The organism is Streptomyces niger (assembly GCF_000718305.1).
In the GTDB taxonomy this organism is placed as follows: Bacteria; Actinomycetota; Actinomycetes; order Streptomycetales; family Streptomycetaceae; genus Streptomyces; species Streptomyces niger.
This window is the reverse complement of the sequence record NZ_JOFQ01000015.1, coordinates 1-24,951: the sequence shown is the minus strand read 5'-3', so window position 1 is coordinate 24,951 and position 24,951 is coordinate 1. Positions and strand designations below refer to the sequence as shown.

The following is a 24,951-nucleotide window of genomic DNA, read 5'->3' as shown; positions in this document are numbered from 1 at the left end:
TCCGGCGTGGACACCGAACACCCCGTATCCACCGGCGAGTTCGCGCTGCCCCGGTCGCGGGCGGCGAACGAGCGGCTGCACGCGATGGTCCCCGGAGGCGCGCACACCTACGCCAAGGGCGACGACCAGTACCCCGAGAACCTGGCCCCGGTCATCAGCCACGGCCGCGGTGCCCACGTATGGGACGTCGACGGCAACCGCTACATCGAGTACGGCTCGGGACTGCGGTCGGTCAGCCTCGGTCACGCCCACCCGCGCGTGACCGAGGCGGTCCGGCGGGAACTCGACCGCGGCAGCAACTTCGTCCGGCCGTCCATCGTGGAGGCGGACGCCGCGGAGCGCTTCCTCGCCACGGTCCCGACGGCCGAGATGGTGAAGTTCACGAAGAACGGCTCCGACGCCACCACCGCCGCGGTGCGCCTCGCCCGCGCCGTCACCGGCCGCCCACGGGTGGCGGTCTGCCGCGACCACCCCTTCTTCTCGACCGACGACTGGTTCATCGGCACCACACCGATGCACGCCGGCATCCCGGCGGCGACCACGGACCTCACCCTGACGTTCCCGTACGGAGACCTGGCTGCCACGGAGGAGCTGCTCGGCCGGTACCGGGACGAGGTCGCCTGCCTTATCCTCGAACCCGCCACCCACACCGAGCCCCCGCCCGGCTACCTTGCAGGGCTGCGCGAACTGGCCGACCGGCACCGCTGCGTACTGGTCTTCGACGAGATGATCACCGGCCTGCGCTGGTCCGAGGCGGGCGCCCAGGGCCTGTACGGCGTCGTCCCCGACCTCTCCACGTTCGGCAAGGCACTGGGCAACGGATTCGCCGTCTCCGCACTGGCCGGGCGCCGCGAGCTGATGGAGCGGGGCGGGCTGCGCCACTCCGACGACCGGGTGTTCCTGCTGTCCACCACCCACGGCGCGGAAACACACTCCCTGGCCGCCGCGATGGCCGTGCAAACCACGTACACCGAGGAGGGCATCACCGCGCGGCTGCACGCCCTCGGCGAGAAGCTGGCCGCCGGTGTCCGCGATGCCGCGGCGAGCATGGGCGTCGCCGACCACCTCGTCGTCCGGGGCCGGGCCAGCAACCTCGTCTTCGCCACCCTCGACGGGAACGGCCGGCCCTCGCAGGAGTACCGCACGCTGTTCCTGCGCCGACTCCTCGCGGGCGGCGTGCTGGCCCCGTCGTTCGTGGTGAGCAGCGCGCTCGACGACACCGACATCGACCGCACCGTCGACGTGGTGGCCCAGGCCTGCGCGGTGTACCGGAAGGCACTCGACACCGCCGACCCCACCCCCTGGCTGGGCGGACGACCTGTGCAGCCGGTCTTCCGGCGCAAGGCGTGACGTCAGCGACGTTGCTGCCGGTCGGCTGCGCGATCGGCAGCGCGGTCGACCAGCCATGCGGCCGCCGGAACCACCGCCAGCGCGGTGCACCAGCCGCCGACGGCGTCGGTCGGGTAGTGCGCGCCCAGGGCGACCTGGGCCCACCCCATCGCGGCGCCGCCCATCAGCGCCGCGGCGAGCACGAGTGACGTGCCGGCCGTCCTGCCGAGGCCGAGCCGGCCGGTCGCGAGCAGCGCCACGACAAGGGCGAGCGCGGTGAGGAAGGCGGTGTGCCCGCTCGGGAAGGACAGGTTGTCGCCGTGGATGGTGCGTCCCACCAGGGGCTTGAGCAGCGTCGCCGACACCACGGTGCCGCCGGTCCCGGCAACGACGAGCGCCGCCGCGCGAGGACGCCGAAGCAGCAGGCAGCCCGTCGCGACGGCCACGACCAGCGTCGCCGCTCCGGCGGGTTCCCCGAGGAAGTCCATGGCCAGAGCGACGCCCCGCCACGGTGGCCGTACGCTGTCCGCCGTCGGGTCGACGAACCACCTGTCCACCCTGCCGGGCCGGCTGTGGCCGGCGTACAGGACCCCGAGCACGACGACCACCAGCGCGGCGAGGGCCGCGACGGGGCCGAGCCACGCGCGCAGCGACGGGGGCAGCACCGCGGGCGCCGCCCGGCCGGTCATCCGCCCGCCGCGCCCGGCCGTCCTGCGCCCCGTCTCTGCCAGGCGATCCACTGTGAGCCCCCGTTCCGTGACGTCCCCGAAGCCAGATGCCTCATCTTGGCGTACATCGCGGGGCCATGAACAAGGCTCGGGCCGGCCGCCACCGGCCGGGCTACCGCTTGAGCAGTGCCCGGGCTGCCTCGGCGATGTGGGTACGGGAGATGCCGGCCGCGTCGAGCAGTTCGTCGGTGGTGCCGGACCCCGGCAGGTCGGTACCGGCGAGGTGGGCGAAGGCCGGATGGCCGGCGGATGCGGCGAGCGCCGAGAGGACGGCCTCACCGATGCCGCCTTCGGGGTGGTGGTCCTCCGCCACGACGAGGGCACCGGTGTCCCGGGCGGCGCGGGCGAGGGCGTCCGCGTCGACGGGTTTCACGGAGTACAGGTCGATGACGCGGGCCGGGATGCCGTCGCCGGCCAGGTCGTCGGCGGCGGCGAGGCATTCGTGCAGGGTGACGCCGGCGCCGATGAGGGTGACCTGGTCGTCCCCGCTGTGTCGCAGGGTCTTGGAGCCGCCGACCGGGAACGACTCGTCGCTGCCGTAGAGGACGGGGTAGCCACCGCGGGTGGTGCGCAGGTAGGAGATCCCGTCGAGGTCGGCCATGGCCACGGTCAGGGCGGCCGCGGAGGTGGCGTCGCTGGGGTAGAAGACGGTGGAGCCGCGGACCGCACGCATCATGGCGAGGTCTTCGACGCCCATCTGGGACGGCCCGTCGGCACCGATCTCCACACCGCTGTGGGTACCGCACAGCGCCATGGTGACCTCGGAGACGGCAGCCATCCGGATGAAATCGTGTGCGCGGGTGAGGAAGGCGGCGAAGGTGGTGGCGTACGGGCGGTAGCCGCGTACGGCCATGCCGACGGCGTCGGCGATCATCTGCTGCTCGGCGATATAGGTCTGGAAGAACCGGTCGGGGTACGCCTTCTTGAAGTCGTCGGCGTGGGTGGAGTTGCCGACCTCGGCATCCAGCGCGACGACGTCCGGGCGGGCGCCGAGGGCGACCAGCGCCTTCCCGAAGGCGACGCGGGTGGCGACCTTGTCGCCGATGTCGAAGCGGGGCAGCTCCACGGGGCCGGGCGTCGGGGCCGGGGTGGGCGCGGTGGCGGGCGGCTGGGGGCCGCGCACCCGCAGATCGCGGATGCCACCCAGTTCGGCGACGGCGCGCTCGGCCATGTCCTCGGGCAGCGGCTTGCCGTGCCAGCCGTCCTTGTCGGCGACCTCGGTCACGCCGCGGCCCTTGACCGTCCTGGCGACGATGACGGTGGGGGCCCGCCCGTCGGCGGCGGTGGTCAGGGCCTGGTCGATCGCTTCGAGATCGTGACCGTCGACGACGATCGCGCGGCAGCCGAACGCCTCGGCGCGGCGGGCGTAGGCGCCGGTGTCCCACTCCAGCTCGGTGGGGCCGCTCTGGCCGAGGCGATTGACGTCGATGACGGCGGTGAAGTTGGCCAGCTGATGGTGGCCGGCCTTGTCGAGCGCCTCCCATACGGAGCCTTCGGCCATCTCGCTGTCCCCGCACAGCACCCACACCCGGTAGGGCTGCTTCTCCAGGTCCCGGCCGGCCAGTGCGATGCCGACGCCGTAGGCGATGCCTTGGCCGAGGGAGCCGGTGGCCACGTCCACCCACGGCAGCACCGGCGTGGGGTGGCCCTGCAGGCGGTGGCCGAAGCGGCGGTAGGTCGTCGTCAACTCCTCATCGCTCACCACGCCCGCGGCCTTGAACATGGCGTACAGCAGGGGCGACGCGTGGCCCTTGGAGAAGATCAGGTGGTCGCCCGCGCGATTTTCGGGCGCGTCCCAGTCGTAACGCAGGTGGCGGGCCATCAGGACAGCCATCAGATCGGCCGCGGACAGACTGGAGGTGGGGTGCCCGGAACCGGCGGCGGTGCTGGCTCGCACCGAGTCCACGCGCAGCTGCTGCGCGAGCTCGAAGAGGTCGGCCAGGTCGCTGGCGGGGCCGAGCGTGGTGTGACGCACGGTGGTCATGGCGGCGCCTTTCGATGGGGGACGACGGAATGCCGGGTGATGGGTTCCCGGATCCGGGCGGCTGATTACCACCGGAAGCGGGTCTTGGCCCCTTTGGCGGCTGCTTCGCCGACGAGGACGTGAGGCCGGCCTCCCGGACGCCACGATCGAGCGCATCACCACACACGACATCGACACGACCCACTACCGCATGATGCGCACCCCTGCCCTGAGGCAACTCGGCCCCGTCCTGGCAGCCGCCCTCGCAGACCTGGACGGGTGACACATCACCCGGCCCTGACGCACGGAAAGGTCCGCGTCAGGGCCGGGCTCGTACGCCGGACGGCGTCCGCTCGGCGCCGGGTGTGCCGCCTGCTCAGTGGGCGAAGCCCCAGTCGAGCATCTTGGCGGCGTCCTCGAAGCGGTGCTGGTCCGTGTCGTCCTTGAGGATCGCGCCGACCAGGGTGCGGTTGTCCCGCTGGGCGGCGAAGACGACACAGTAGCCGTCCTCCGGGCCACTGCCGGTCTTGATGCCCAGGGCGCCGTCGTAACTGCTCAGCAGCTCGTTGGTGTTGGTCCAGGTGTAGTACCGGGTGTGGCCGTTGGCCGCCGGGGCCTCCGCCTTGAACTGCTTGTTCTTCACCACGTCGGCGAACACCGGCTGCAGCATCGCGCGCTGGCCGAGCTTGGCCAGGTCGCGGGCGGTGCTGTGGTTGTTGCCGTGCGAGATGCCGTCGAACGTGTCGAAGTGCGTGCCGGCCAGGCCGAGTTGCTGCGCCTCGGCGTTCATCTGGCGCACGAAGTCGGCGATCCGCGCGTCCTGGGTGTCGCCGACTCCGTAGTTGTCGGCCAGTGCCATCGCGGCGTCACCGCCGGACGGGAGCAGCATGGCGTACAGGAGTTGCTCGACGGTCAGCTTGTCGCCGGTCTGGAGGTCGGCGGTGCTGCTGCCGTTCTCCTGGACGTAGTCGCGGTACTCCTGCTTCACCGTGATCTGCCGGTTCAGCCACTCGGGGTGCTTCAGTACCACCAAGGCGGTCATGATCTTGGTGGTGCTGGCCATCGGTACGCTCTCGTCCGCCTTGGCCCCCGCCCACAGCTCCCGCTCCTGGCTGCCGTCGCGGGCATCCAGCAGGAAGGCGTGGTCGGTGTGGAGCTGGGGGGTGGTCTGGTCCTGGCTGACGGCAGCGGCGGCCGCATCGGTCTGCCGGCCGCTCTCGTCGACGGCGTGCGCGGTGCCGGGGGTGGCGGCCTGGGCCAGGCCGCCGGCGGTGATCGGCAGGGCGGCACCGAAGAGTGCCACCGTCGCGATCCGGACTCCGGTCCGGTGTATTCGGTTGGGGCGGGCGTGGGAACCCATGGACGTCCCTTCTCCCGGCGCGGGGACGCCGGTTTGAGGTAAAGATTCGTTTCATGCTGAACCTACTTGCGCGATGGCAGCCACTGTCAAGATCGCTATGTCATGGTCGGGTAACGGTGTGCCGCACTGTGGAGATGGTGTGCAGGCATTCGTCAGGGCTTGTGGAACAGCTCGCGTACGGTCGATCCGAGGGCGACTCGCGTGCGGCGAGTGGGGGGTGTGGTTCAGGGGTATGGCGGGAGCGTCGAAGAGAAAGGCGCCGAACGCCATGAACAGATCCCCCTTACGCTCCTTCCGCGGCCTTGTCCGTACCGGCCTTGCGCTCCTGGGCGCCGTGGCGTTGTCGACCGTGCCGGGTACCGCGGCGAGTGCGGCCGTGCCCGCGGACGTGTCGCACGACGTGCCCTCCGGGGCGCGGGCGGAAGCCGCGCGTGGCTGCGCCGTCGTCTACTTCGACCTGGGCGAGACCCTGGTGCACACGGCCGAGGACGGCAGTACGAGCTATCTGCCGGGCGCCGCCGCGTACTTGCGCGAGCTGCGGCAGCGCCACATCAAGGTCGGCCTGATCACCAACGTGCCGCCCTCCTGGGGCGCGACGGACGCCGAGCGTGCCGCCGCGCTGAAGAGGGAGGTCGACGGTGCCTGGACGGGCTCCGTACCCTTCGCCTGGAAGGACTTCGGCGACCGGATCCGCACCCCGCGCACCGAAGCGGAGCGCAAACCGGCGCCCGCACTGTGGGAGCGTGCCAAGGGGCAGGCGAACGGCTGCCGCCTCGTCTACGAGGCCGAGACCGCCGAGGAGACCGGCGTCGCGGCCTCGCTCGGATACCTGGCCTATCAGACCGGGCAGCCGTCCCGCCCCGCCTACCTCCCGGTCCGTGTGATCGAGATGCCGGCGCACCGGTCCCGCTGACGCGCCTGAACGGCTTCCCGTGCGCCCGCGCCGGGTGCTCGGGGCGCGGCTTCTGCCGTCCCTCCGGGACCGCGCCGCACTCCTCCGCTGCGCAGGACCAGTTGGAAGGCGCCGAGCAGCACCGCGGTCGCCAGGGCGCTGTGCCAGAGCAGGGCATCCAGGTGCCCCGCGGAGAGGTAGGCGCCCACGGCGACGGCTGCCAGCGCGCACACCGCGCGGTCCACGATCGACTCGACCGACAGCAGCGTCGCCCGCGGGGCGTGGGCGGGCACGGCGTCGTTGACCAACTTGCGCTGGACCGGGTAGGCGAAGCCGGCGGCAGCGGCGAACAGACAGAGCAGGGTGACGACCGCCCAGGGCCCGCCGAGCGTGCTGCCGGCCAGGGTGCCCGCGAGGGCGAGACTGAGGACGGAGACCCAGGCCACCGGCGTCAGGCGGCGACCGAGCCACTGGGGGCGCGCCGAGCCCACGGCCTCCGCCACCGTCATGGCGGCGAGCACTCCGCCGTGCGAGGCCTCGCCGATGCCGTGGTCGAGCAGGATCGGCTGGAAGAGGTTGACCTGGCAGATCCGGGACAGGGTGAACACGGCGACGCCCTGCACCATCACCAGCGCCAGCCACGGCGAGGAGGCGAGGCAACGCAGCGCGGCCTTCGCCTCAGCCAGCGAGGCGCCCCGGCCGCCCCTCGCCGCTCCGGACGCCTTTCCGGTCCGGTCCGACGACGCCGCATCGCGCGCCCCGACGGAGGCGGCGGACCGGGGCAGGGCCACGGCGCACGCGAGGGAACCCGCCGCGCTCACGGCGCTCAGGACGTACGGGGCAGGATGCGCGAGGGCCATCAGCGGACCGACCAGCGGCCAGCACAGCACCTTCGCGGCGAGCCCGAGCGCCCGTGCCGTGCCCTCCGCCTTGAGGTAGTGCTCCTCGCACCGCTCGGCGCGCAACCCGTCGTACAGGTAGGCGCTGGCCGCCCCCGAGGTGAGGGAGCGCCCCGCGGCGATGGCCAGGAAGTGCACGAGGAACCCGGTGTACGAGGCGCTGAACACCGGGGCGAGGTTCGCCGCCGTCATCACGACGGCGCCGGCCCGCAGGCAGTTGCGGGCGCCGATACGGTCGGCGATCAGCCCGGTGGGAATCTCGAAGAGGCAGAAGGCCACGTAGTAGATGCTCTGGATGCCGAAGATCTGCCCGTCGGTGAGTCCGGCGGCCTTCTGGTAGGCGTAGAAGACCGGCATCCACCACAGCAGGTTGAACAGCAGCTGGAAGCCGTGGTTGAGCCGGATGATGCGGCGGGCGGTGCCGGTCAGGGACGTGGCCGCAGGCCGTGGCGTACGGGCGGGCCGCGCCGCGGAGCGCCGGAGCCGGGGGCTCACAGCGCGTAGGGACGGATCTGGACCAGGCGGAAGTCGCCCTGATCGGTCAGCAGCCACTCGATGTCCAACGGGGCGTCCACCTCGGGCGCGCTGAAGTGGGACTGCAGCAGCCGCCCGGCCAGGGACAGGTCCGCGAGCCGGGCGCGCGTGGCGGCGGGCAGCCCCTCGGTCCAGGAGCCGAGGGCGACGGTGCGCCCGCCGCCCTCGACGGTGTTGTACAGGTACTGCTGCGGCAGGACCTCGCCCTCGACGACCTTCTCCGGCGAGCCCGGCGAGCAGTTGAGATAGACGTTGCGGAAGTCCTCGCGCCGGGTGGGATTGCAGGTCACCAGGACGCCGCCGAGTGCGGCGGGGACGTACACCTGGATGATCACGCCCATGTACGTGTCGTCCAGGGAGATGCCCACCTGCTGGCGCAGTCGCACGCTGCGCGGAGAGAGCAACGAGGCCCACACCTGCCGCACGGCGTCGAGGAGTTCGTCGGTACCGCGGACAGTGGTGACCGAGTCGTAGACACCGGCCGCGGAGAAGCCCGGCAGGTCCTCGGCGTTGGAGGAGGAGCGGACCACGAGGCGGACGCCCGTGGCGAGCGGCGCCGGGAGGGCCCGGGTGATCTCCCCGGCGACGGACTCGGGCATCGGGGTGTGCCGGACCAACTGCTGGAGCTGCAGGCAGAGCGGGTCGAGCACGTCGGTGGCGTCGAGTTCGAGCGCCATCTTCAGCTTGCCGATGCCCTGCTGGAGCGCGGGGGAGGAGGTGAGGAAACGGTGCAGGAGGGAGAACGGCAGGGCGACCCCTTCGGGGGCCCCGACCGTGCCGGCCACGAAGGAGACGGCGGCCACGCGGAGTTCGGCGGCGGCGGGCGCGCGCAGGCCGAGCCGGGCCGCGAGGTGCCCGTACAGGTTCTCCCGCGGCGGGCGGGGGCGGCCGTGGAACGCGGTGAGATCCGCCGTGCGGCTGTCGAGCACGTGGTACAGCTCGCCGAGGTTGGCCGCCTTGGTGCCGTAACGGTCCCGATCGGCGCTGCGCAGCCGGTGCAGGGAGAGTACGGGGGCGTCCGCCAGGAGCGGGGGCTCCAGCCGGATGCGCTGTTGGTGCCAGGCCGGGGCCCGCAGCTCGGGAGCGCGCGCCAACCGCTCCAGGGTGATCTCGTCCTCACGGACCCGGTAGCGGACCCAGGCGCCGTCCAGGCCGTCCTTCTCGATGAGCTGTTCCAGGTCGCGGACGATCGCGTTGGGGATGCCCCATCCGGAGGCGAGGACGTTGGTGTGGGACAGCGGGGTGATGGGCGCGGTGTTGATGAACCCGGCCACTCTTCGTACGTCGTCCGGCAGGCAGGGCATGGCGACGATGTCCGACCAGCCGAGCCCGCCGGCCGCCGCTTCATACTCCTGCACCGTCCGGAAGTGACGTAACCGGCCCGTGGCGTCCCCGAGGTTGAGCGGCGTGCGGGTCCTGGTGCCGAAGAGTTCGTGGCTGAGGATGCGCGGCACCCGCTGCTCGCTGACCGCGGCCAGTTCTTCTTCCTGGCCGTGATTGGCGGGCTTGAGCAGGAGCGGCAGCCGGCCGTCGACGCGCTCCCGGACGAAGGAGTAGAAGAACTCCAGCAACTCCCCGTGCATGGTGTCGGCCTCGGTCGTCTCCAGCACGAGGAAGGTGCGCTCGCGGCCCTCCGCTTCCTGCTCGGTGTGCAGGGACAGCACCCCGAGCAGGAAGCGGCGCTCGGGGTCCATGTAGACGGACGCATTGAACTCGTCCAGCGCGGCGTCGAGTTCGGCGAGGTCCATGCCGATGACATGGGTGGCGATGTAGTTGACGTGGAAGGGGTGGGCGGCCGTGTCGAGCAGGTGCCAGGTGGCCTCGGCGCGGTCGACGACGACCTTGAGGTAGGGATGGCCGGCCAGCACGCCGGACAGGGTGCGGAACAGCGGCAGCGAGAGGTTCTCGCCGATCACCGTGCGGTCGGTCGCGGGTTCCGGAGCGCCGGTGTCGCCGAGGGGGAGCGGAGCGGTGCTCATGCGCGGACTCCTTCGGGCTGCGGTGCGGCGGACGTCAACTGCGGTGTGCCGGACAGGAGTTGAGGGGTGGTGGACAGTGGTTGCGGGGCGGCGGAGGCGGCCGGCGGCAGCACGGTGGGCAGCGCGTCCACCAGGGTGGTGAAGTCGCGGAGCACGGTGCGCGCGTCGGCGGCGGAGAGCAGGCACAGGGCCGCCATCGTGTTGGCACCGCCGGCGGGGTCGTAGACCGGCACGGTGCTGCCGTCCGGCAGCGAACTCTCCGGTACCACCGAGAGGGTGCTGCCCTCACTGAGCGTGACGGCCTCCGTCACCGCGGGGAAGTCCCACACCCTGCGGTCCCGCCAGGCCTCGCCGCGGCCGTCCACCGCGAGGACGACGAGGGAACCCGCGGCGCCGCGCGCCTGCTCGGGGCCGAGGGCCCGCTCCGGCCAGGCGACCGGGCGGCCCAGCAGGTGGTCCACGAGCATGCCGACGAGGTCGAGTCGGAAGACCTGCTCGATCTGCGGGACGGTCATCGCGCCACCGAACCGGGCGGCCGTCTCGATCAGCCACATGCGCCCGTCGGCGCCGAGCTTGATCTCGGTGTGTGTACCGCAGTCGCGCAGGCCGAGGGCGTCGACGGCCTTCCGGGCGAGGGCCACGACGCGGTCCTGGAGATCCGCGGGAAGCAACGCGGGGGTGATGCCGGCGCGCTCGGTGAACGGTTCCACCGTCGGCATCCGGCCACTGACGCAGACCGGGTGGAAGACGCCGCCGGCCACCACGCCCTCGACGCTGACGTAGTCGCCCCAGCCGGGCTCGTCGAACCACTGCGCGGCGTCACCGGTCACGATCTCCTCGACCACGAAGTGCGCCGCCGCCTCGGCCACATGGAGTTCGGCGAACCCCAACCGGGCGGACTCCGCCATCACCTCGCGCGAGCGCCGCCAGGCGCCGTCGGCCTCCCGCGGCGAGGCGATGACCTGGTGGGCGGTGGAACCCGCGCTCCAGGCCGCCTTCAGCAGCATGGGGAACGGCAGGGCGGCGGCGGCTTCGTGTAGATCGGCCCGCGTGGTGACGGGACGGAACGCAGGCTGCGGCAGGCCGTGCCGATGCCAGGTGTACCGCATCATCCGCTTGTCGCGGGCGAGCGCGGCGGCGCCTCCCGCGCCGGCGAGACCGAGCGCCGCACAAGCCTCGGCGACGGCCACGACCGCGTACTCGGAGAAGGTGAGGACCGCGTCCGCACCGACCGCCTCGGCCCGCGAGACGATCAGTGAGACCAGGTCGAACCGCTCCGCGTCGGTGGGCGTCACGACGGAGGCGCACAGACTGCTCGCGGACGCGGCGACCGCTGACGGAAGCGCGCTGAGCGCCAACAGGTGCACTTCCGCTCTCGCTGCTGCCCGTGACAGGACATGGCCGAGCGGCGGACCACCCTTGGCGTGCACCAACAGCACCGTGCTCACTGAAGTTCGTCTCCCATCGTTCGTCCTGCCGGAGATATCGACGTGCCGGGTACGGGATGTCGACTCGCTGCACCTGGCGCAACCCGCGTAGAACACGACGGGTGACCGGTGGCGCACCCAAGGGAATCAGACGGCGATCCTCGAAACCGCCGCAGCGGACGGCCACCGGTCAGGCAAATGCCAAAGTCGCGCACGGCGTCGAGCGCAGACGGAAAAAGACGAAAAAAGGGGGCACCTACGGCCGGCTGTGCGGGGTCGCGCTCACGCGACGCAGTCGGCCGAGAACCGAGCATTGGAAGGATCACGCACGGGATAGACATCGCGATGTCATTCCCCGCCGACCGGCGGGAACTCGGACGGAAAGGCCCTCGTGGATGATTCCGGTCTCAGAGCACTGCTGGAGCACCTCCCCGTGTCCTGGTGGGAGGCCGACGAGCAGGGGCGCGTCGTGGAGAGGGGCGGCGGTGCCTTCACCGATCTGCCCACCACGCAACGCTTCCTCGACCGTGCGCGCCAGGAGATGTCCGCTCAGAGAAACTCCCGCGACGACGGCCAGGGGGAGGACTGCGGAGACGACCACTTCCTGGTTCCGTTCGACGGTCGGACCTTCCGTGTGACGTGGCCCCTGGGCGAGCGTCGAAGCAGCGGCCGTACCCGTGGAATCGCCGTGGAGACCGATACGCAGCCCGCGGGCGGCCGCCGGTACGCCGCCTTCGCGGAATTCGCCGACTTCGCCCCGGCCGCGGCCTTCATCCGGGACCGCGACGGCTGCTATCTATGGGCCAACCATTCCTACGCGCACCTCTACGGCACCACGGCGGAGCGGGTCGTCGGCAGCCGTATCGAGGACTTCGACACCCCCTCCGACGCCGCACAGTTCCGGGCCCTGGACCAGGAGATCCTCAGCCGCGGCAAGCCGGTACGCCACCACCTGAGGTACCACCGCTCGGACGGCAGCACGGGGCAGGCGGCCGGCCACCGCTTCCCGGTCGAGGAGGACGGCCAGGCCTGTGTGGCCGGGATCTACGTCGACATCACCGAGCACGCCCGCGCGATGGACCAGCGGCGGGAGGCCGAGGAGAACCTGCGGGCGCTGCGGGACCACAGCGGTCTGCCCTGCGCGCTGCTCTCGGTCAACGGCCGCATCGAGCAGGCGGGCCCGGCCACCGCCGAACTGTTCCGGACGCGCCTGTCCGACCTCGTCGGCCGCCGCGCGCACACCCTGCTCGCCGCCACGCCCGACCTCCGCCCGCTGCGCCTCGCCTGGGAGGCGCTGATCACGCGCCGCGTCAGACGGGTGGAGACCTCCGCCGTACTCCTCGACACCGCGGGGCGTCAGCGCCGCGCGCAGCTGCACCTGACCTCGGTGATCGGGCCCGCCGGCCGCGTTGCGCACGTGTGGGCCGTCGTCACCCACCAGAGCATCGCCCATGAGGCACACCCCCCGCTCACCGCGGCGCAGGTCCGCATACTGTCCCTCCTCGCGGGGGGCAGCACCAACGGCGAGATCGCCACCTCGCTGAAGCTCTCCCGGCAAGCGGTGGACTACCACCTCAGTCGGCTGCGGGACCTCTTGGGCGCCGCGACCAGGCCCGCCCTCGTCGCCCGCGCCTACGTCCTCGGCATCCTCGCCCCCCGCGCCTGGCCCCCGCTCCCGGCGACGGCCCCGCACCCCCTCGGCTCTCTCTGAGACCTCGGGGACGTCAGCTCCGCACCCCGGCGCGCGCAGGCCCGGCTGGACGGGGGTACCAGCCGGGCCTCGGTCCTGGAAGCGCTTCGTATCGACGCGTGACTGCCCTGTCAGTGGTGTCCGTGGGCGGAGCTCGCGGCACCGCCGAACAGTCGGGCCACTGCCCGGAAAGGCAGGGTGACGACGGTGGCGATGGCCCCGCCGATGGACCGGAGAACATCTGCGATTGTGCTCAACACGGTGGACCTCCGTCCTCCTCCAGCGCGGTGCGCCGGGTACGGCTTGCCGCTGCACGGCCGATCACCGGTGCAGGTGCCCGGTGATCGGCGGAGAAAACACGGCAGATCCAGCGGGTGCCGGCCGGCCCCTGCCCGAATGCCGGGCAGGGGCCTGGCCGCGTCTCGGCTCTCAGGAGCTGCTACGTATGGCCGGCGAGCTGGAGCATCTCGACCCTCCCGTTGCCGCCTCCTTCGTCAAGGACCAGGAATGTGGCGCGCGAGCTCTGGCTCAAGCGGATCTGGAACTGATCGCCCAGCAACCGCTTGTAGTTCGTGTCGCCGGCCCGCGCGGCTGCCTGGGCGGGGTGGAGCCCCTCGCTCTGGATCGCGTTCTGGAAAATGTCGAACGTCTCCTGCTCGGATTTGGTGAGCTGGCCGACGACTTCCATCCGGCTTTTGTCGAACGTCCACGGCATCGCCGCGCCTATTCCGTCGTCACCGTGATGTCCTCCAGAGTCAGATTCTTGACGGATAACTCGACGCCGCCGAAAGAGCGCTCGAATTCATTTCGTCCCACTCGGAGCGCGTTGACCTCGGTCGCGGACCCGCCGGCCGTCATCTCGAAGTTCCCGTCGGCCTTGCAGTCGACGATCACCTTGGTCTGTCGGCCGAAGGCCCAGGTGGGGATGTGTCCCTGTACTTCCTGGGGGGCGAGGCGAAAAGGACCAGCCATGGGTGAGGCCTCCCGTGCTTCTTGGATTTTTCCTGCTCGTTGAACTGGATATCCGTCCGTGCTGATTCCCGTCAAGGTCGCAAAACCTCGGACCGGGTGTATCAGGACGCCTCAAATTCCCTGAACAAGTCCCTTACAAGAAGTCATGGTGCGTGTTCGTCGCTTGTCCGGAAGGTGTCCACGGGTTTGTGAAGGTCAGCGGTCAGCTCTGGCCGTTCGCGAACCAGTCCGCCAGGTCGGGGGCGACCCGCGGCACCGTGACGGGGCGGCCGTCGGCGCGCAGTGACTCGGTCGCGGCGACGCCGGCGGCGACCGCCTCACGGGCGGCGACCGGGCTGGTGTCCGTCGTCCCACCGGAGCGGACGAAGCGCAGGAACTCGGCCACCAGCATCGGGTCGGAGCCGCCGTGCCCACCCTCGCCGGGCGACGGCATCGGGACGACGAGGTCCGCGTCGGCACGGTAGCCGCTGCGGTGTTTCCACACCCGGACCTCGGCGGTCTCCCCGTGGTCACCGAAGTTCTCCAGCCGGCCCTCGGTGCCGATGACCGTGTAGTTGCGCCAGTAGTCGGGGGTGTAGTGGCACTGCTGGTAGCTGGCGTGGATGCCGCCCTCCAGCCGCATCACCATCATCGACAGGTCCTCGACGTCGACGACGGGGTTCAGCCCGGTGAGGGAGAGCGGGGGCCAGTTGCGCTCGGGGTCGTACCAGTCGGGCATGACGGCACCGGGGGCCTGGCCCGAGCGGTCGGCGATGTCGCCGTAGACGGTCAGGCCGCCGAGCGCGGTGACACGCTCGGTGTACGCGCCGGCCAGCCAGTGGATGACGTCCAGGTCGTGGGCGCCCTTCTGGAGGAGCAGGCTCGTGGTGTTGCGGCGGTCGGCGTGCCAGTCCTTGAAGTAGAAGTCGCCGCCGTGGCCGACGAAGTGCCGGCACCACACGGCCTTGACCTCGCCGATCTCGCCGCCCCGGATGAGGTCGCGCATGACCCGCACCACCGGCATGTGCCGCATGTTGTGGCCCACGTACAGCCGGGTGCGGCCGGTCCGCGCGGCCTCCAGAACGCGGTCGCAGCCCTCGGTGGTGATGGCGAGCGGCTTCTCCACGAAGACGGCGACCCCGGCCTCCAACAGGTCCACCGCGAGGGCCTCGTGGGTGTGGTCGGGGGTGATGACGAAGACCGCGTCCAGGTCCTCGGCGGCCAGCATCCGCCGGTGGTCGGGGTAGACGCGCACGTCGTCGCCGAACCACTTGCGGGCCCGGCCGAACATGCCGGGCGCGGTGTCGGCGGCGGCCACCACGGCGGAGCCCGCGCCGGGGTGGTGGGCCTCCTTGGCGAGGGTGGCGCGCAGGCCGAGCCCGATGACGCCCAGCCGCAGGTCGCGGGTGTGCGGACGGTGTTCCGTCGGGGCGACGGAGGCGTCGGTCATGTGTGCTCAGCCCTTCATTCCGGAGAACGCGATGCCCTGGATGAACTGGCGTTGCATCGCGACGAACACCACGATCACCGGGAGCGTGGCGAGGAGGGACCCGGCCATCAGCACCGGGTACTCGGTCAGATGGGCGCCCTGGAGGGAGGCCAGCCCGGCCGACAGCGGCATCTTGGCCGGGTCGGTGTTGACGATCAGTGGCCACATCAGGTCGTTCCAGGACCACAGGAACGTGAGGATGCCGAGCGCCAGCAGGCCCGGCCGGGCCAGCGGCAGCGCGATCCGCCAGAAGACGGTGAACGGATTGGCGCCGTCCAGCCGCGCCGCCTCCTCCAGCTCCTCGGGCAGCCCCATGAAGAACTGCCGCAGCAGGAAGGTGCCGAAGGCGGAGAACATCCCCGGCACCACCAGCGCCTGCATGGAGTCCAGCCAGCCCAGGCTCTGCATGATCTGGTACTGCGGCAGCAGAAAGAGCTGGCCCGGCACCATCAGCACGGCGAGGAACCCGAGGAAGAGCGCCCCGCGGCCGGGGAAGCGGATACGGGCGAAGGCGTAGGCCGCCATCGCGCACAGCAGCAGCTGGGCCGCGGTACGCAGCAGCGCCATCACCACCGTGTTCACGAACTGCCGGCCGAACGGAACCGCCTCGAAGACCTTCGCGTAGTTCGACCGGTCCCAGTGCGCGGGAAGGATCGTCGGCGGCATCCGTACGGACTCGCCGAAGCTCTTGAAGGAGGTCAGCACCTCCCACACCAACGGGAAGACGGTGATGACCGCGCCCAGCGCCAGCAGAACATGGGCGGGCCGGATCCGCCCCTCGCGCGCAGCCGTCCTACGCATAGTGGACCCACCTCTTCTGCAACCGGAACTGGACGGCGGTCAGCGCCATGATCAGAACGAACAGCACACACACGATCGCCGCGCCGTAGCCGCGCTGGTTGTCGAAGAAGGCCTTCTGGAAGAAGAGCATCACGACGGTCTGGCCCTCGCCGAAGGCCGGGTTCTGCAGCGAGTTCTGCGTGTTGGCGCCGATGATCAGATACACCAGGTCGAAGACCTGCAGGGACTGGATGACCGACAGCACGGTGGTGAAGAACAGCGTGGGACTCAGCAGCGGCAGGGTGACCGAGAAGAACTGCCGGATGCGTCCCGCACCGTCGAGCGACGCGGCCTCGTAGTAGTCGGCGGGGATGCTCTGCAGGCCGGCCAGCAGCAGGATCATGTGGTGGCCGACGGTCATCCACACGCCGACGACGGCCACCGCGAAGCGGATCGTGTCCGGGTCGGACACCCAGTAGGTGCCGTCGATGCCGAGCGCGGACAGTGCCTGGTTGAGGATCCCGACGTCGCCGTTGTAGAGCCAGCGCCAGACCACCGCGACCGCGGCGGGCATCGTGACCACCGGCAGGAAGTAGAGCGTGCGGTAGACGCCGGTACCGCGCAGGCCCTTGAGGTTGAGCAGCACCGCCAGCACCATCGACAGGGGGATGCCCAGCAGGACCAGCCCGGTGTAGATGCCGGTGTTGGCCAGCGACTGCCAGAACTCGGGGTCGGCCACGAGCGTGCGGTAGTTGGACAGGCCGATCCAGGTCGTCCCGCCGAAGGCCCCCCACCGGGTGAGGCTGTAATACACCGTCTGCACGACGGGCCACAGGTAGAAGACGGCGAGGCCCAGCCCGGCCGGGGCGATCAGCGCGTAACCCCACCACTTGTCGCGGTGCCGGAAGCGACGCTCACGGCGGCGCAGCTCCCGCCCGACCACGGCGCTCGCACGGGCGCGCCGCCCTGGTACGACCGGCCCCGTACGCGCCTCGACACTCATCAGGATTCGCCCTTCCTCTCCTGCGCGAGCAGCTGGTTCATCGCCGTGGTCAGGGAGCTGGTGGCCTCCTTGAGGCTCAGGTCGCCGCTCCACGCCTTGGCGAGCCACATCTGGTCCTTGTGCTGCCAGGCGGCGCTGTTGGCGGAACTGGGGTAGGGCACCGCGTAGTCGAGCGCGTCCAGGTGCACCTGGAGGTCGAAGCGCGGCATGCCGGCGGCCCACGGTTCGGCGGTGCCGTTGCGCGCCGGGATGGCGGTGCCGTACTTGCCCTGGAGCAACGAGGCGCGCTTCCCGCCCAGGAACCGGACGAACTCCCGGGCCAGCTCGGGCTGCGGCGTGCGGGCGTAGATGACATTGGCCAGACCGTGCAGGACGGTGGCACGTCGCCGGCCCTTGGGCATCGGCGCGACGTCCACCTTGGCCCGCAGCTCGCGGTCGGCGTGGAACGTCGCCGCGTTGTAGCTCGCCTCGTAGGTCATGGCCAGCGTCCCGGACTGGAACATCTGGGTGGGATCGGTGTCGGTCATCTGCTGCAGGGTCGGCGAGGCGCGGTAGCGGTGGATCAGGTCGATCCACAGCCGCAGCCCTTCGAGGGTGCGCTCGTCGGAGTAGCCGGAGCGCCGCTTGTCCGGGGAGATGACCCAACCGCCGGCCTGCGGTACCGAGTTGTAGTAGTTCTCCTGCTCGCGGACCGGGGCCCCGACGCCGTAGATCCCGCGCTTGCGGTCGGTGAGCCGCTGCGCGTTGGTTATCAGGTCCTGCCAGCTCCAGGAGGCGTCCGGGTAGTCGACCTTGGCCCGGTCGAAGATCTCCTTGTTGAACCACAGCGCGACCGTGTCGAAGTCCTTCGGGACGCCGTACTGGACGCCCTTCCAGCGGTAGAGGGAGACCAGGTCGGGCGGGAAGTCGGCGGACCGCAGCACGGGCTCGGGGCCGTCGGTCTCCAGCGGGAGGAGCTGCCCGGCGTCCGCGTACATACCGAAGTTGGGACCGTTCATCCAGAAGACGTCCGGGGCGGATCCGCCGGTGCACGCGGTACGGAGCTTGGTCCAGTACGTGCCGTTGGGGGTGAGCTGGACGTCGACGGTCACCCCCGGCCGGGAGCGCTCGAACTCCCGCGCCACCCGCTTCATGGCGGGCACCTGGTAGACGTCCCAGACGCCGTAGGTGAGATGGCCGCGCCGGGAGCCGCCGCCGGAGGCGGATGGCGACGAGGCGGGGCCGCAGCCGGCCGCGAGCGGGGCCGCCGCGAGCGTCGAGGCGGCGGCTGCCGTGAGAAGGGAACGTCTACGCACGCGGAGCCTTCCTGAGGGGCAGTGCCGTCATGATCCGGACGCTATTTGCTCGAAGTTGACGCGGTCAAGGCTCTTTCAATCATCTTTATGCATCCAGGTGTGCGGCCCGAGGCGCGCGCCCAGCCGCTGATGAGGCCCGGTCGGGGCCGTTCGGCGTGGTGTGTGCGGGGCATGGACGGTCGGTTAACCTGGCTGGGGAAGCAAGCTGCAGGTGAGACATGGAGACGAGGCGTCGTGGACAAGGTCGCGCTCACGGCCGCCGGTCTCTACGTGATCGTTCTGCTGCGGGCCGGCGGAACGTTCGCCGTCGGATGGCTCGCCGGTGCCGGCGCCCGGCGCAGCAGGTTCGGCGGGCGGATCTCCTCGACGAAGTTCCAGCGCGTCGAGCGGGCGATCCAGCGATGGGGCGCGCCGGTGGTGGCCGTCTCGTTCCTGACCGTCGGTTTCCAGACCGCCGCCAATTTCCTCGCCGGCAGCCTGCGCATGCCCCTGCCGCGCTACCTCCCCGCACTGTTCGTGGGGGGAGCGGGCTGGGCGCTGCTCTACGCGACGGTGGGGCTGGGCGCGCTCGAAGTGCTGGCGCGGCTGTTCGCCGAGCGGACGGCACTCGGGGTGGCCGCGGTCGTCGTTCTCCTGCTCGCGGTGTGCGGTGTGGTGGTGTACCGGCGGCGCGCCGCTCCGGCCCCGCGCGACGCCGCGACCGAGGAGTCCTGAGGAAGCCCGCGCCGGGGCAGGGCTGTCAGGGCAGGTCTTCGTGGAGCTGGCGGAATGGAGCGCGTCCACCGCGCACGGCAGCGTCCGCGCCCTGTTCCGGGGCAGCTACGTCGACCGTGGCTCCCCCGACCCCGTGAAGTGACACGGTGAGCATCGTGCGCTGCCCGGGAAGTGGTGAAAAGTGGAACTCGGGGGCGGCGGTGACGCCGACGAAGGAGAATCAGGCGACCCGCTCGGCGCCGGTGCGCCGAGCCGGGCGATGCCGACGGAGACCGCGCAGGCGGCCCCGCCCCACAGATGGAGACACGATGAGCATGGCCCCGAGAACGGACTCGCAGTCGTCCGCGCCGCACGCCGCCGACAGCCACGACGTGATCCGCGTGCACGGCGCGCGCGTGAACAACCTCAAGGACGTCAGTGTCGAGCTCCCGAAGCGCCGGCTGACGGTCTTCACCGGCGTCTCCGGATCGGGCAAGAGCTCGCTGGTGTTCGGCACGGTCGCCGCGGAGTCGCAGCGGCTGATCAACGAGACGTACAGCGCCTTCGTCCAGGGCTTCCTGCCGACTCTGGCGCGGCCCGAGGTCGATGTGCTCGACGGGCTGACCACCGCGATCATCGTGGACCAGCAGCGGATGGGCGCCGACCCGCGCTCGACGGTGGGCACCGCCACCGACGCCAACGCGATGCTGCGCATCCTCTTCAGCCGGCTCGGCAAGCCGTACGTCGGCCCGCCCGGCGCGTTCGCCTTCAACGTGCCGTCCGTCTCGGCGTCCGGCGCGATCAAGGTGGAGCGCGGCGCCAAGAAGGCGGAGAAGGTCACGTTCAACAAGGTCGGCGGGATGTGTCCGCGCTGCGAGGGCCGGGGTTCGGTCTCCGACCTCGACCTCTCCCAGTTGTACGACGACAGCAAGTCGATCAACGAGGGTGCGTTCACCATCCCCGGCTACACCGGAGGCGGCTGGAACTCGCGGCTCTACGCGGAGTCCGGCTTCTTCGACCCGGACAAGCCGATCCGTACCTTCACCGAGCGGCAACTGCACGACCTGCTGCACCGCGAGCCGACCCGGATGAAGATCGCCGGCATCAACATGACCTACGAGGGGCTGATCCCGCGGATCCAGAAGTCGATGCTCTCCAAGGACAAGGAGGCGATGCAGCCGCACATCCGGGCGTTCGTGGAGCGCGCGGTCACCTTCGCCACCTGCCCCGAGTGCGACGGCACCCGGCTCGCCGAGCACGCCCGCTCCTCGAAGATCGAGAAGATGTCCATCGCGGACGCCTGCCGGATGGAGATCAGGGACCTGGCCGACTGGGTGCGCGGGCTCACGGAACCGTCGGTGGCGCCGCTGCTGACCGCCTTGCAGCAGACGCTCGACTCGTTCGTCGAGATCGGCCTCGGCTACCTCTCGCTCGACCGGCCCGCGGGCACCCTCTCCGGCGGCGAGGCGCAGCGCGTCAAGATGATCCGCCACCTCGGATCCTCGCTCACCGACGTCACGTACGTCTTCGACGAGCCGACGGCGGGCCTGCACCCGCACGACATCCAGCGGATGAACGACCTGCTGCTGCGGCTCCGCGACAAGGGCAACACGGTCCTCGTCGTGGAGCACAAGCCGGAGGTCATCGAGATCGCGGACCACGTCGTCGACCTCGGCCCCGGCGCCGGAACCGGAGGCGGCACCGTCTGCTTCGAAGGCACCGTCGACGGGTTGCGCGGCAGCGACACCGTCACGGGGCGCCACCTCGACGACCGTACCTCGCTCAAGGACGCGGTACGCGAACCCACCGGCACCCTGGAGATCCGTGGCGCCACCGCGAACAACCTGCAGGACGTGGACGTCGACATCCCGCTCGGCGTGCTCACCGTGGTCACCGGCGTCGCCGGGTCCGGCAAGAGCTCGCTCGTGCATGGGTCGGTCCCCGCCGACCTCGGGGTCGTCTCCGTCGACCAGAGCCCGATCCGCGGTTCGCGGCGCAGCAATCCGGCGACGTACACCGGGCTGCTCGACCCCATCCGCAAGGCGTTCGCCAAGGCCAACGGCGTCAAGCCGGCGCTGTTCAGCGCCAACTCCGAGGGCGCCTGCCCCACCTGCAACGGCGCCGGCGTCATCTACACCGACCTGGGGATGATGGCCGGTGTCGCCAGTACCTGCGAGGACTGCGAGGGCAAGCGGTTCGACGCCTCGGTCCTGGAGTACCGCCTCGGTGGGCGGGACATCTCCGAGGCGCTCGCGATGCCGGTGGCGGAGGCCCTGGAGTTCTTCGCCGACGGCGAGGCGCGCACCCCGGCCGCCCACAAGATCCTCCAGCGCCTCGCCGACGTGGGGCTCGGCTACCTCACCCTCGGCCAGCCGCTCACCACGCTGTCCGGCGGTGAGCGACAGCGCCTGAAGCTGGCTACGCACATGGGGGAGAAGGGCGGCGTGTACGTCCTCGACGAGCCGACCGCCGGTCTGCACCTCGCCGACGTCGAGCAGCTGCTCGGCCTCCTCGACCGGCTCGTCGACGCCGGTAAGTCCGTCATCGTCGTCGAACACCATCAGGCCGTCATGGCGCACGCCGACTGGATCATCGACCTCGGCCCGGGCGCCGGCCACGACGGCGGCCGCATCGTCTTCGAGGGCACCCCCGCCGACCTCGTCGCGGCCCGCCCCACCCTCACGGGCAAGCACCTCGCCTCGTACGTCGGCGCCTGATCGAGTCGGGGTCTCCGCGGTCGCCCTCGGGCGACGACCCCGCGCCCGGGGGCGGTCCTGCGTCCCGGGGCGGTCCCGCGGCCCGAAGCCGGTCGGGCCGGGAAAGCCGGTCAGGCCAGGAACTTGTCCGCCAGCAGGCGGGCGATGGCCCAGTCCTGCATGGCGACGCCGACCGACTTGAACACGGTCCGCTCGCTCCGCGGGGCGTCGGGCGTGGCCAGCGCCGTGCCGAGTTCGGTGAGGTCGTTCCGGGTGAGGGCGCCCGCTTCGAGCGCGTGCAGGATCTCGCCGGACTCCGCGAGGATCGCGTCGAGTTCGTCGATGACCACGGTGCTGTGCGCGAGGAGCTCGTCGGGCAGTTCGCGCATCGTGGGGCGGAAGGAACCGATGGCGTTGACGTGTACCCGGGCGGGCAGGGCCGACGCGGAGAAGAGCGGGTCGCTCGTGTTGGTGGCGCAGCAGACGATGTCGGCCTCCGCCACCGCGGCCTCCGCGTCGGTGGCGGTGCGCAGCTGCGTGCCGGGCAGATCCGGGGCCAGCGTCTCCGCGAGCTTCTCCGCGCGGCGCGGGTCGGTGGCCACCACGGTCAGTTCGCGCAGCGGCCGTACGGCATGGACGGCGCGGACCTGGTCGGGCGCCTGAGCACCGGCACCGATGAGCGTCAGGCGTCCGGCGTCGACGGGCGCGAGGAGATCGGTGGCCACCCCCACGGCGGCGCCGGTGCGCAGGGTGGTCACCGCACCGGCATCGGCGACCAGGCCGTCGACTCGGCCGGTCTCGGTCCACACCACGGTGCCGGTGATGGCGGGCGTGCGCGCGAAATTCAGGCTCAGCGTCTTGATCATGGCCGAGGCGGTGGCGCGGTGGTGCGCCGACATCACCAGGAACTGCCCGTCCCGCAGCGCGGTGCGCGTGGGCATCTCGAACTCCCCGGCGGCCAGGTCACGGAAGCCGGCGCGTACCGCGTCGATGGCCTCGCGCATGGTGACGGCCTCGCGGATCCGGGCGGGGCCGACGGTGATGGTCTGCATGGGCGCTCCGCATCGTCGTGGATCTGTCGATGACAGTGTGGCGTCCGTAGTCTCCATCACGCCGGTACGCGAGGCGGTGACGGACCCGGCCGACCGGGCCGGGCCCGGCTGAGCCGCCCCGCCTGCTCGTACGGGACGAGGCAGGCGGGGCGGTGACTCAATGGCCGAAGTTGGAGATGCCCTGCGAGAGCTGGGCCATGCCGTTCAGGATTCCCTGCCCCAACCCCGTCGGGGCGATCAGCACGCCCAGCACCACCGCGATGACCACGACCATCGTCTGGTAGCCCCGGCTTCTGGCCTGTACCGGACGGAACAACAGCAGGAAGAGGATGACGGCGAGCAGTAATGCCACGTTGATCGTCAGCATCCGGCCGGCCCTCCCGTCAGGAAAGAGCGTCCTTCGCTTGTAGGTGTAGCTCGCAACGGGCGGCGCGGCGGCACTCCTGCCGACGGTTGGCGACAAAGCGCTCACCTGGCCGGATTCCTCGGGTGCGCCGGCGGCGGGTACGCAACGCGTAGGGAAAGGGCCCCGCATCTGGTGTGCGCCGCCCGGCCCGATCGACGGGGCGAGCGGCGGTGGAGTCGGTCAAGAGGGGGACGCCGACTTATTCCGATCGGGGCGGGGGGCCGCCGTGCAGTAGGCCGGAGGGTACGGCGGTACTGCGCGGGCGCGGACGTCCGCGCGACCCGGCGGGCGGACGGATGTACCGGTCCGCCCGCTCAGGTGCCGTCCAGGTGCCCGCCCCTCGGCGGCAGGGGGCAAAAGGGACGGAGGTGGCTGAGCGCTCGCGCGCGGTGGCCTCAGCTCTCCTGCTCGCGGCGCTGGGCGTTCTTCTCCTTGATCCGGACGGCTTCCTTGCGGACCTCGGCCTGCGTGGCGCGCTCCTTCTGCAGCCACTCCGGGTTCTCCGCCTTCAGCGCGTCGATCTGCTCCGTGGTGAGGGCCTCGGTGACGCCGCCACGGGCCAGACCCGAGATGGAGACGCCCAGCTTCGACGCGACCACCGGGCGCGGGTGCGGACCGTTGCGCCGCAGCTCACGCAGCCACTCGGGCGGGTCGGACTGCAGTGCGTTCAGCTCGGTGCGCGAGACCACACCCTCCCGGAACTCGGCGGGGGTGGCCTCGAGGTACACACCCAGCTTCTTCGCCGCGGTGGCGGGCTTCATGGTCTGGGTGTTCTGGTGGTGCGACGTCATGGGACAAGGGTATCGATCGTGCGCGCCGCCGCTGACCACGACCGGTAGCCTGGCGTAGTGACAGGCTCGGTAGTTCCCCCCTCGGCATCCACCCCCGCCGCGGCATCGCCGCAGGCGGCCCCCTCGTTCCGGCTCGCCTACGTCCCAGGCGTGACGCCGGGCAAGTGGGTACGGATCTGGCAGGACCGCCTGCCCGACGTCCCCCTGGAGCTCCTCCAGGTGTCCGCCGCCGAGGCCCCCGAGGTGCTGCGGGACGGCCGCGCGGACGCGGGCCTGGTGCGGCTCCCGGTGGACCGTACGGTCTTCAGCGCGATCCCTCTGTACACCGAGACGACCGTGGTCGTGGTCCCGAAGGACCACATCGTGGCCGCGGTCGACCAGGTGGCCGCCGAGGAGCTGGCCGACGAGGTCGTGCTGCACCCGCTCGACGACACCCTGGGCTGGGAGCGCCCGCCGGGACAGCCCGCCTTCGAGCGGCCCGCCAGGACCGAGGACGCCGTCGAACTGGTGGCGGCCGGGATCGGCCTGCTCGTCGTCCCGCAGTCGCTGGCCCGCCTGTACCACCGCAAGGACCTCACCTACCGGCCGATCACCGGCGTCCCCGAGTCGGGCATCGCGCTGTCCTGGCCGGAGGACGCGACCACGGACCTGGTGGACGACTTCATCGGGATCGTCCGCGGCCGGACCGTGAACAGCACCCGCGGCCGGCGCGGCACCGCCGAGGCGGAGGCCAAGGACGGCAAGCGGTCCGGCAAGGACGGCGCGCTTGTTGACACTCGCAGGGCTTGATCAATGGCGAAGACCTCCGGTGTGGTGGAGGTGTCTAGGCTTCACCGCACAACGGAGGTCTTCGTGTCCCACCGTATGCCCGATTGACCGTTCATGGCAGGCGGCTGCTGGTCGAGCGGGTCCGTCTTGGCCGTCCGGTCGCGCATGTCGCGGCCGAGATGGGCGTCTCACGGACCACCGCACACAAGTGGCTCCGACGGTTCGC

Annotated in this window: 23 protein-coding genes; 7 read left to right on the top strand and 16 right to left on the bottom strand. The window is 71.2% G+C overall.

Features of this window, described 5'->3' with window-relative positions; all coding sequences use genetic code 11:
- Positions 1-6: 6 nt before the first annotated feature.
- On the top strand, positions 7-1,350 hold the full coding sequence (locus IF20_RS26475) for a glutamate-1-semialdehyde 2,1-aminomutase (protein ID WP_110944569.1): 1,344 nt from the start codon (positions 7-9) through the stop codon (positions 1,348-1,350).
- Between the two features lie 2 nt (positions 1,351-1,352).
- On the opposite strand, the gene IF20_RS26470 is transcribed toward IF20_RS26475, so the two are convergent.
- The 3 genes from IF20_RS26470 to IF20_RS26460 all read right to left on the bottom strand — a co-directional run bounded on the left by IF20_RS26470 (position 1,353) and on the right by IF20_RS26460 (position 5,380).
- A complete protein-coding gene (locus tag IF20_RS26470; RefSeq protein WP_052867858.1) occupies positions 1,353-2,018 on the bottom strand; it encodes a phosphatase PAP2 family protein in 666 nt (221 codons plus the stop codon).
- A 151-nt stretch (positions 2,019-2,169) separates the two neighbouring features.
- Complete coding sequence (locus IF20_RS26465) at positions 2,170-4,041, bottom strand: transketolase (RefSeq protein ID WP_052867857.1); 1,872 nt, start codon at positions 4,039-4,041, stop codon at positions 2,170-2,172.
- 355 nt (positions 4,042-4,396) lie between these two features.
- Positions 4,397-5,380 carry a D-alanyl-D-alanine carboxypeptidase family protein gene (locus tag IF20_RS26460; protein ID WP_052867856.1) on the bottom strand — a complete coding sequence of 328 codons (984 nt, stop codon included), beginning with the start codon at positions 5,378-5,380 and terminating at the stop codon, positions 4,397-4,399.
- 268 nt (positions 5,381-5,648) lie between these two features.
- On the opposite strand from IF20_RS26460, the gene IF20_RS26455 reads away from it, so the two are divergent.
- The gene (locus IF20_RS26455) at positions 5,649-6,293 is read left to right on the top strand and encodes a hypothetical protein (protein ID WP_052867855.1); all 645 of its coding nucleotides are present in this window, start codon (positions 5,649-5,651) and stop codon (positions 6,291-6,293) included.
- On the opposite strand, the gene IF20_RS26450 is transcribed toward IF20_RS26455, so the two are convergent.
- Genes IF20_RS26450 through IF20_RS26440 form a run of 3 tightly spaced genes read right to left on the bottom strand, consistent with a single transcriptional unit; the run spans position 6,245 to position 11,132 of the window.
- Entirely contained in the window at positions 6,245-7,666 is a 1,422-nt protein-coding gene (locus tag IF20_RS26450; protein ID WP_052867854.1) for an MFS transporter, read from the bottom strand. The two genes, IF20_RS26455 and IF20_RS26450, sit on opposite strands and share 49 nt — an antisense overlap.
- Entirely contained in the window at positions 7,663-9,684 is a 2,022-nt protein-coding gene (locus tag IF20_RS26445; protein WP_052867853.1) for a PEP/pyruvate-binding domain-containing protein, read from the bottom strand. Before IF20_RS26445 ends, IF20_RS26450 begins: the two co-directional genes overlap by 4 nt.
- Positions 9,681-11,132: an ATP-grasp domain-containing protein gene (locus tag IF20_RS26440; protein WP_052867852.1), complete on the bottom strand. Its 1,452-nt coding sequence runs from the start codon at positions 11,130-11,132 to the stop codon at positions 9,681-9,683. Before IF20_RS26440 ends, IF20_RS26445 begins: the two co-directional genes overlap by 4 nt.
- Positions 11,133-11,502: 370 nt before the next feature.
- Here IF20_RS26440 and IF20_RS26435 point away from each other — a divergent pair, with 370 nt between their 5' ends.
- Positions 11,503-12,822 (top strand): PAS domain S-box protein, encoded by a 1,320-nt coding sequence (locus tag IF20_RS26435; RefSeq protein WP_052867851.1) that lies wholly within the window; start codon positions 11,503-11,505, stop codon positions 12,820-12,822.
- A gap of 110 nt (positions 12,823-12,932) precedes the next feature.
- On the opposite strand, the gene IF20_RS40580 is transcribed toward IF20_RS26435, so the two are convergent.
- The 7 genes from IF20_RS40580 to IF20_RS26405 form a co-directional block, all read right to left on the bottom strand.
- Positions 12,933-13,061, bottom strand: a complete 129-nt coding sequence (locus IF20_RS40580) for an LPFR motif small protein (RefSeq protein WP_267881143.1) — start codon at positions 13,059-13,061, stop codon at positions 12,933-12,935.
- A gap of 179 nt (positions 13,062-13,240) precedes the next feature.
- On the bottom strand, positions 13,241-13,516 hold the full coding sequence (locus IF20_RS26430; protein WP_030609190.1) for a hypothetical protein: 276 nt from the start codon (positions 13,514-13,516) through the stop codon (positions 13,241-13,243).
- Positions 13,517-13,524: 8 nt separating this feature from the next.
- The gene (locus IF20_RS26425) at positions 13,525-13,773 is read right to left on the bottom strand and encodes a hypothetical protein (protein ID WP_052867850.1); all 249 of its coding nucleotides are present in this window, start codon (positions 13,771-13,773) and stop codon (positions 13,525-13,527) included.
- A gap of 202 nt (positions 13,774-13,975) precedes the next feature.
- Positions 13,976-15,202 (bottom strand): Gfo/Idh/MocA family protein, encoded by a 1,227-nt coding sequence (locus IF20_RS26420; protein WP_052867849.1) that lies wholly within the window; start codon positions 15,200-15,202, stop codon positions 13,976-13,978.
- Positions 15,203-15,208: 6 nt separating this feature from the next.
- On the bottom strand, positions 15,209-16,042 hold the full coding sequence (locus IF20_RS26415) for a carbohydrate ABC transporter permease (protein WP_052867848.1): 834 nt from the start codon (positions 16,040-16,042) through the stop codon (positions 15,209-15,211).
- On the bottom strand, positions 16,035-17,024 hold the full coding sequence (locus tag IF20_RS26410) for a carbohydrate ABC transporter permease (protein ID WP_110944568.1): 990 nt from the start codon (positions 17,022-17,024) through the stop codon (positions 16,035-16,037). The genes IF20_RS26415 and IF20_RS26410 overlap by 8 nt, the downstream gene beginning before the upstream one ends.
- Positions 17,024-18,319, bottom strand: coding sequence for an ABC transporter substrate-binding protein (locus tag IF20_RS26405; RefSeq protein ID WP_052867847.1), 1,296 nt, complete (start codon positions 18,317-18,319; stop codon positions 17,024-17,026). Before IF20_RS26405 ends, IF20_RS26410 begins: the two co-directional genes overlap by 1 nt.
- A 234-nt stretch (positions 18,320-18,553) precedes the next feature.
- Between IF20_RS26405 and IF20_RS26400 the strand changes: the two genes are divergently transcribed.
- Together IF20_RS26400 and IF20_RS26395 are read left to right on the top strand one after the other, a co-directional pair.
- Positions 18,554-19,033 carry a DedA family protein gene (locus tag IF20_RS26400; protein WP_052867846.1) on the top strand — a complete coding sequence of 160 codons (480 nt, stop codon included), beginning with the start codon at positions 18,554-18,556 and terminating at the stop codon, positions 19,031-19,033.
- A 308-nt stretch (positions 19,034-19,341) separates the two neighbouring features.
- Positions 19,342-21,729 carry an ATP-binding cassette domain-containing protein gene (locus tag IF20_RS26395; protein ID WP_052867845.1) on the top strand — a complete coding sequence of 796 codons (2,388 nt, stop codon included), beginning with the start codon at positions 19,342-19,344 and terminating at the stop codon, positions 21,727-21,729.
- A gap of 110 nt (positions 21,730-21,839) precedes the next feature.
- On the opposite strand, the gene IF20_RS26390 is transcribed toward IF20_RS26395, so the two are convergent.
- The 3 genes from IF20_RS26390 to IF20_RS26380 all read right to left on the bottom strand — a co-directional run bounded on the left by IF20_RS26390 (position 21,840) and on the right by IF20_RS26380 (position 23,957).
- Positions 21,840-22,760 (bottom strand): ornithine cyclodeaminase family protein, encoded by a 921-nt coding sequence (locus IF20_RS26390; RefSeq protein WP_052867844.1) that lies wholly within the window; start codon positions 22,758-22,760, stop codon positions 21,840-21,842.
- A gap of 157 nt (positions 22,761-22,917) precedes the next feature.
- Positions 22,918-23,127 (bottom strand): hypothetical protein, encoded by a 210-nt coding sequence (locus IF20_RS26385; RefSeq protein ID WP_052867939.1) that lies wholly within the window; start codon positions 23,125-23,127, stop codon positions 22,918-22,920.
- Between the two features lie 434 nt (positions 23,128-23,561).
- Positions 23,562-23,957 carry a DUF5997 family protein gene (locus tag IF20_RS26380; RefSeq protein ID WP_052867843.1) on the bottom strand — a complete coding sequence of 132 codons (396 nt, stop codon included), beginning with the start codon at positions 23,955-23,957 and terminating at the stop codon, positions 23,562-23,564.
- 150 nt (positions 23,958-24,107) lie between these two features.
- Here IF20_RS26380 and IF20_RS26375 point away from each other — a divergent pair, with 150 nt between their 5' ends.
- Both IF20_RS26375 and IF20_RS38170 read left to right on the top strand, forming a co-directional pair.
- Positions 24,108-24,746 carry a LysR family substrate-binding domain-containing protein gene (locus IF20_RS26375; RefSeq protein ID WP_052867842.1) on the top strand — a complete coding sequence of 213 codons (639 nt, stop codon included), beginning with the start codon at positions 24,108-24,110 and terminating at the stop codon, positions 24,744-24,746.
- An 83-nt stretch (positions 24,747-24,829) separates the two neighbouring features.
- The coding region (locus tag IF20_RS38170) for a helix-turn-helix domain-containing protein (RefSeq protein ID WP_199896748.1) at positions 24,830-24,951 on the top strand (122 nt) is incomplete at its 3' end.

Excerpts from the sequence above, each read along its gene's own strand:
- IF20_RS26470 (WP_052867858.1), bottom strand. The coding sequence starts at position 2,018 with ATGACCGGCCGGGCGGCGCCCGCGGTGCTGCCCCCGTCGCTGCGCGCG.
- IF20_RS26465 (WP_052867857.1), bottom strand. The coding sequence starts at position 4,041 with ATGACCACCGTGCGTCACACCACGCTCGGCCCCGCCAGCGACCTGGCC.
- IF20_RS26460 (WP_052867856.1), bottom strand. The coding sequence starts at position 5,380 with ATGGGTTCCCACGCCCGCCCCAACCGAATACACCGGACCGGAGTCCGG.
- IF20_RS26455 (WP_052867855.1), top strand. The coding sequence starts at position 5,649 with ATGAACAGATCCCCCTTACGCTCCTTCCGCGGCCTTGTCCGTACCGGC.
- IF20_RS26445 (WP_052867853.1), bottom strand. The coding sequence starts at position 9,684 with ATGAGCACCGCTCCGCTCCCCCTCGGCGACACCGGCGCTCCGGAACCC.
- IF20_RS26430 (WP_030609190.1), bottom strand. The coding sequence starts at position 13,516 with ATGCCGTGGACGTTCGACAAAAGCCGGATGGAAGTCGTCGGCCAGCTC.
- IF20_RS26425 (WP_052867850.1), bottom strand. The coding sequence starts at position 13,773 with ATGGCTGGTCCTTTTCGCCTCGCCCCCCAGGAAGTACAGGGACACATC.
- IF20_RS26420 (WP_052867849.1), bottom strand. The coding sequence starts at position 15,202 with ATGACCGACGCCTCCGTCGCCCCGACGGAACACCGTCCGCACACCCGC.
- IF20_RS26415 (WP_052867848.1), bottom strand. The coding sequence starts at position 16,042 with ATGCGTAGGACGGCTGCGCGCGAGGGGCGGATCCGGCCCGCCCATGTT.
- IF20_RS26410 (WP_110944568.1), bottom strand. The coding sequence starts at position 17,024 with ATGAGTGTCGAGGCGCGTACGGGGCCGGTCGTACCAGGGCGGCGCGCC.
- IF20_RS26395 (WP_052867845.1), top strand. The coding sequence starts at position 19,342 with ATGAGCATGGCCCCGAGAACGGACTCGCAGTCGTCCGCGCCGCACGCC.
- IF20_RS26390 (WP_052867844.1), bottom strand. The coding sequence starts at position 22,760 with ATGCAGACCATCACCGTCGGCCCCGCCCGGATCCGCGAGGCCGTCACC.
- IF20_RS26385 (WP_052867939.1), bottom strand. The coding sequence starts at position 23,127 with ATGCTGACGATCAACGTGGCATTACTGCTCGCCGTCATCCTCTTCCTG.
- IF20_RS26380 (WP_052867843.1), bottom strand. The coding sequence starts at position 23,957 with ATGACGTCGCACCACCAGAACACCCAGACCATGAAGCCCGCCACCGCG.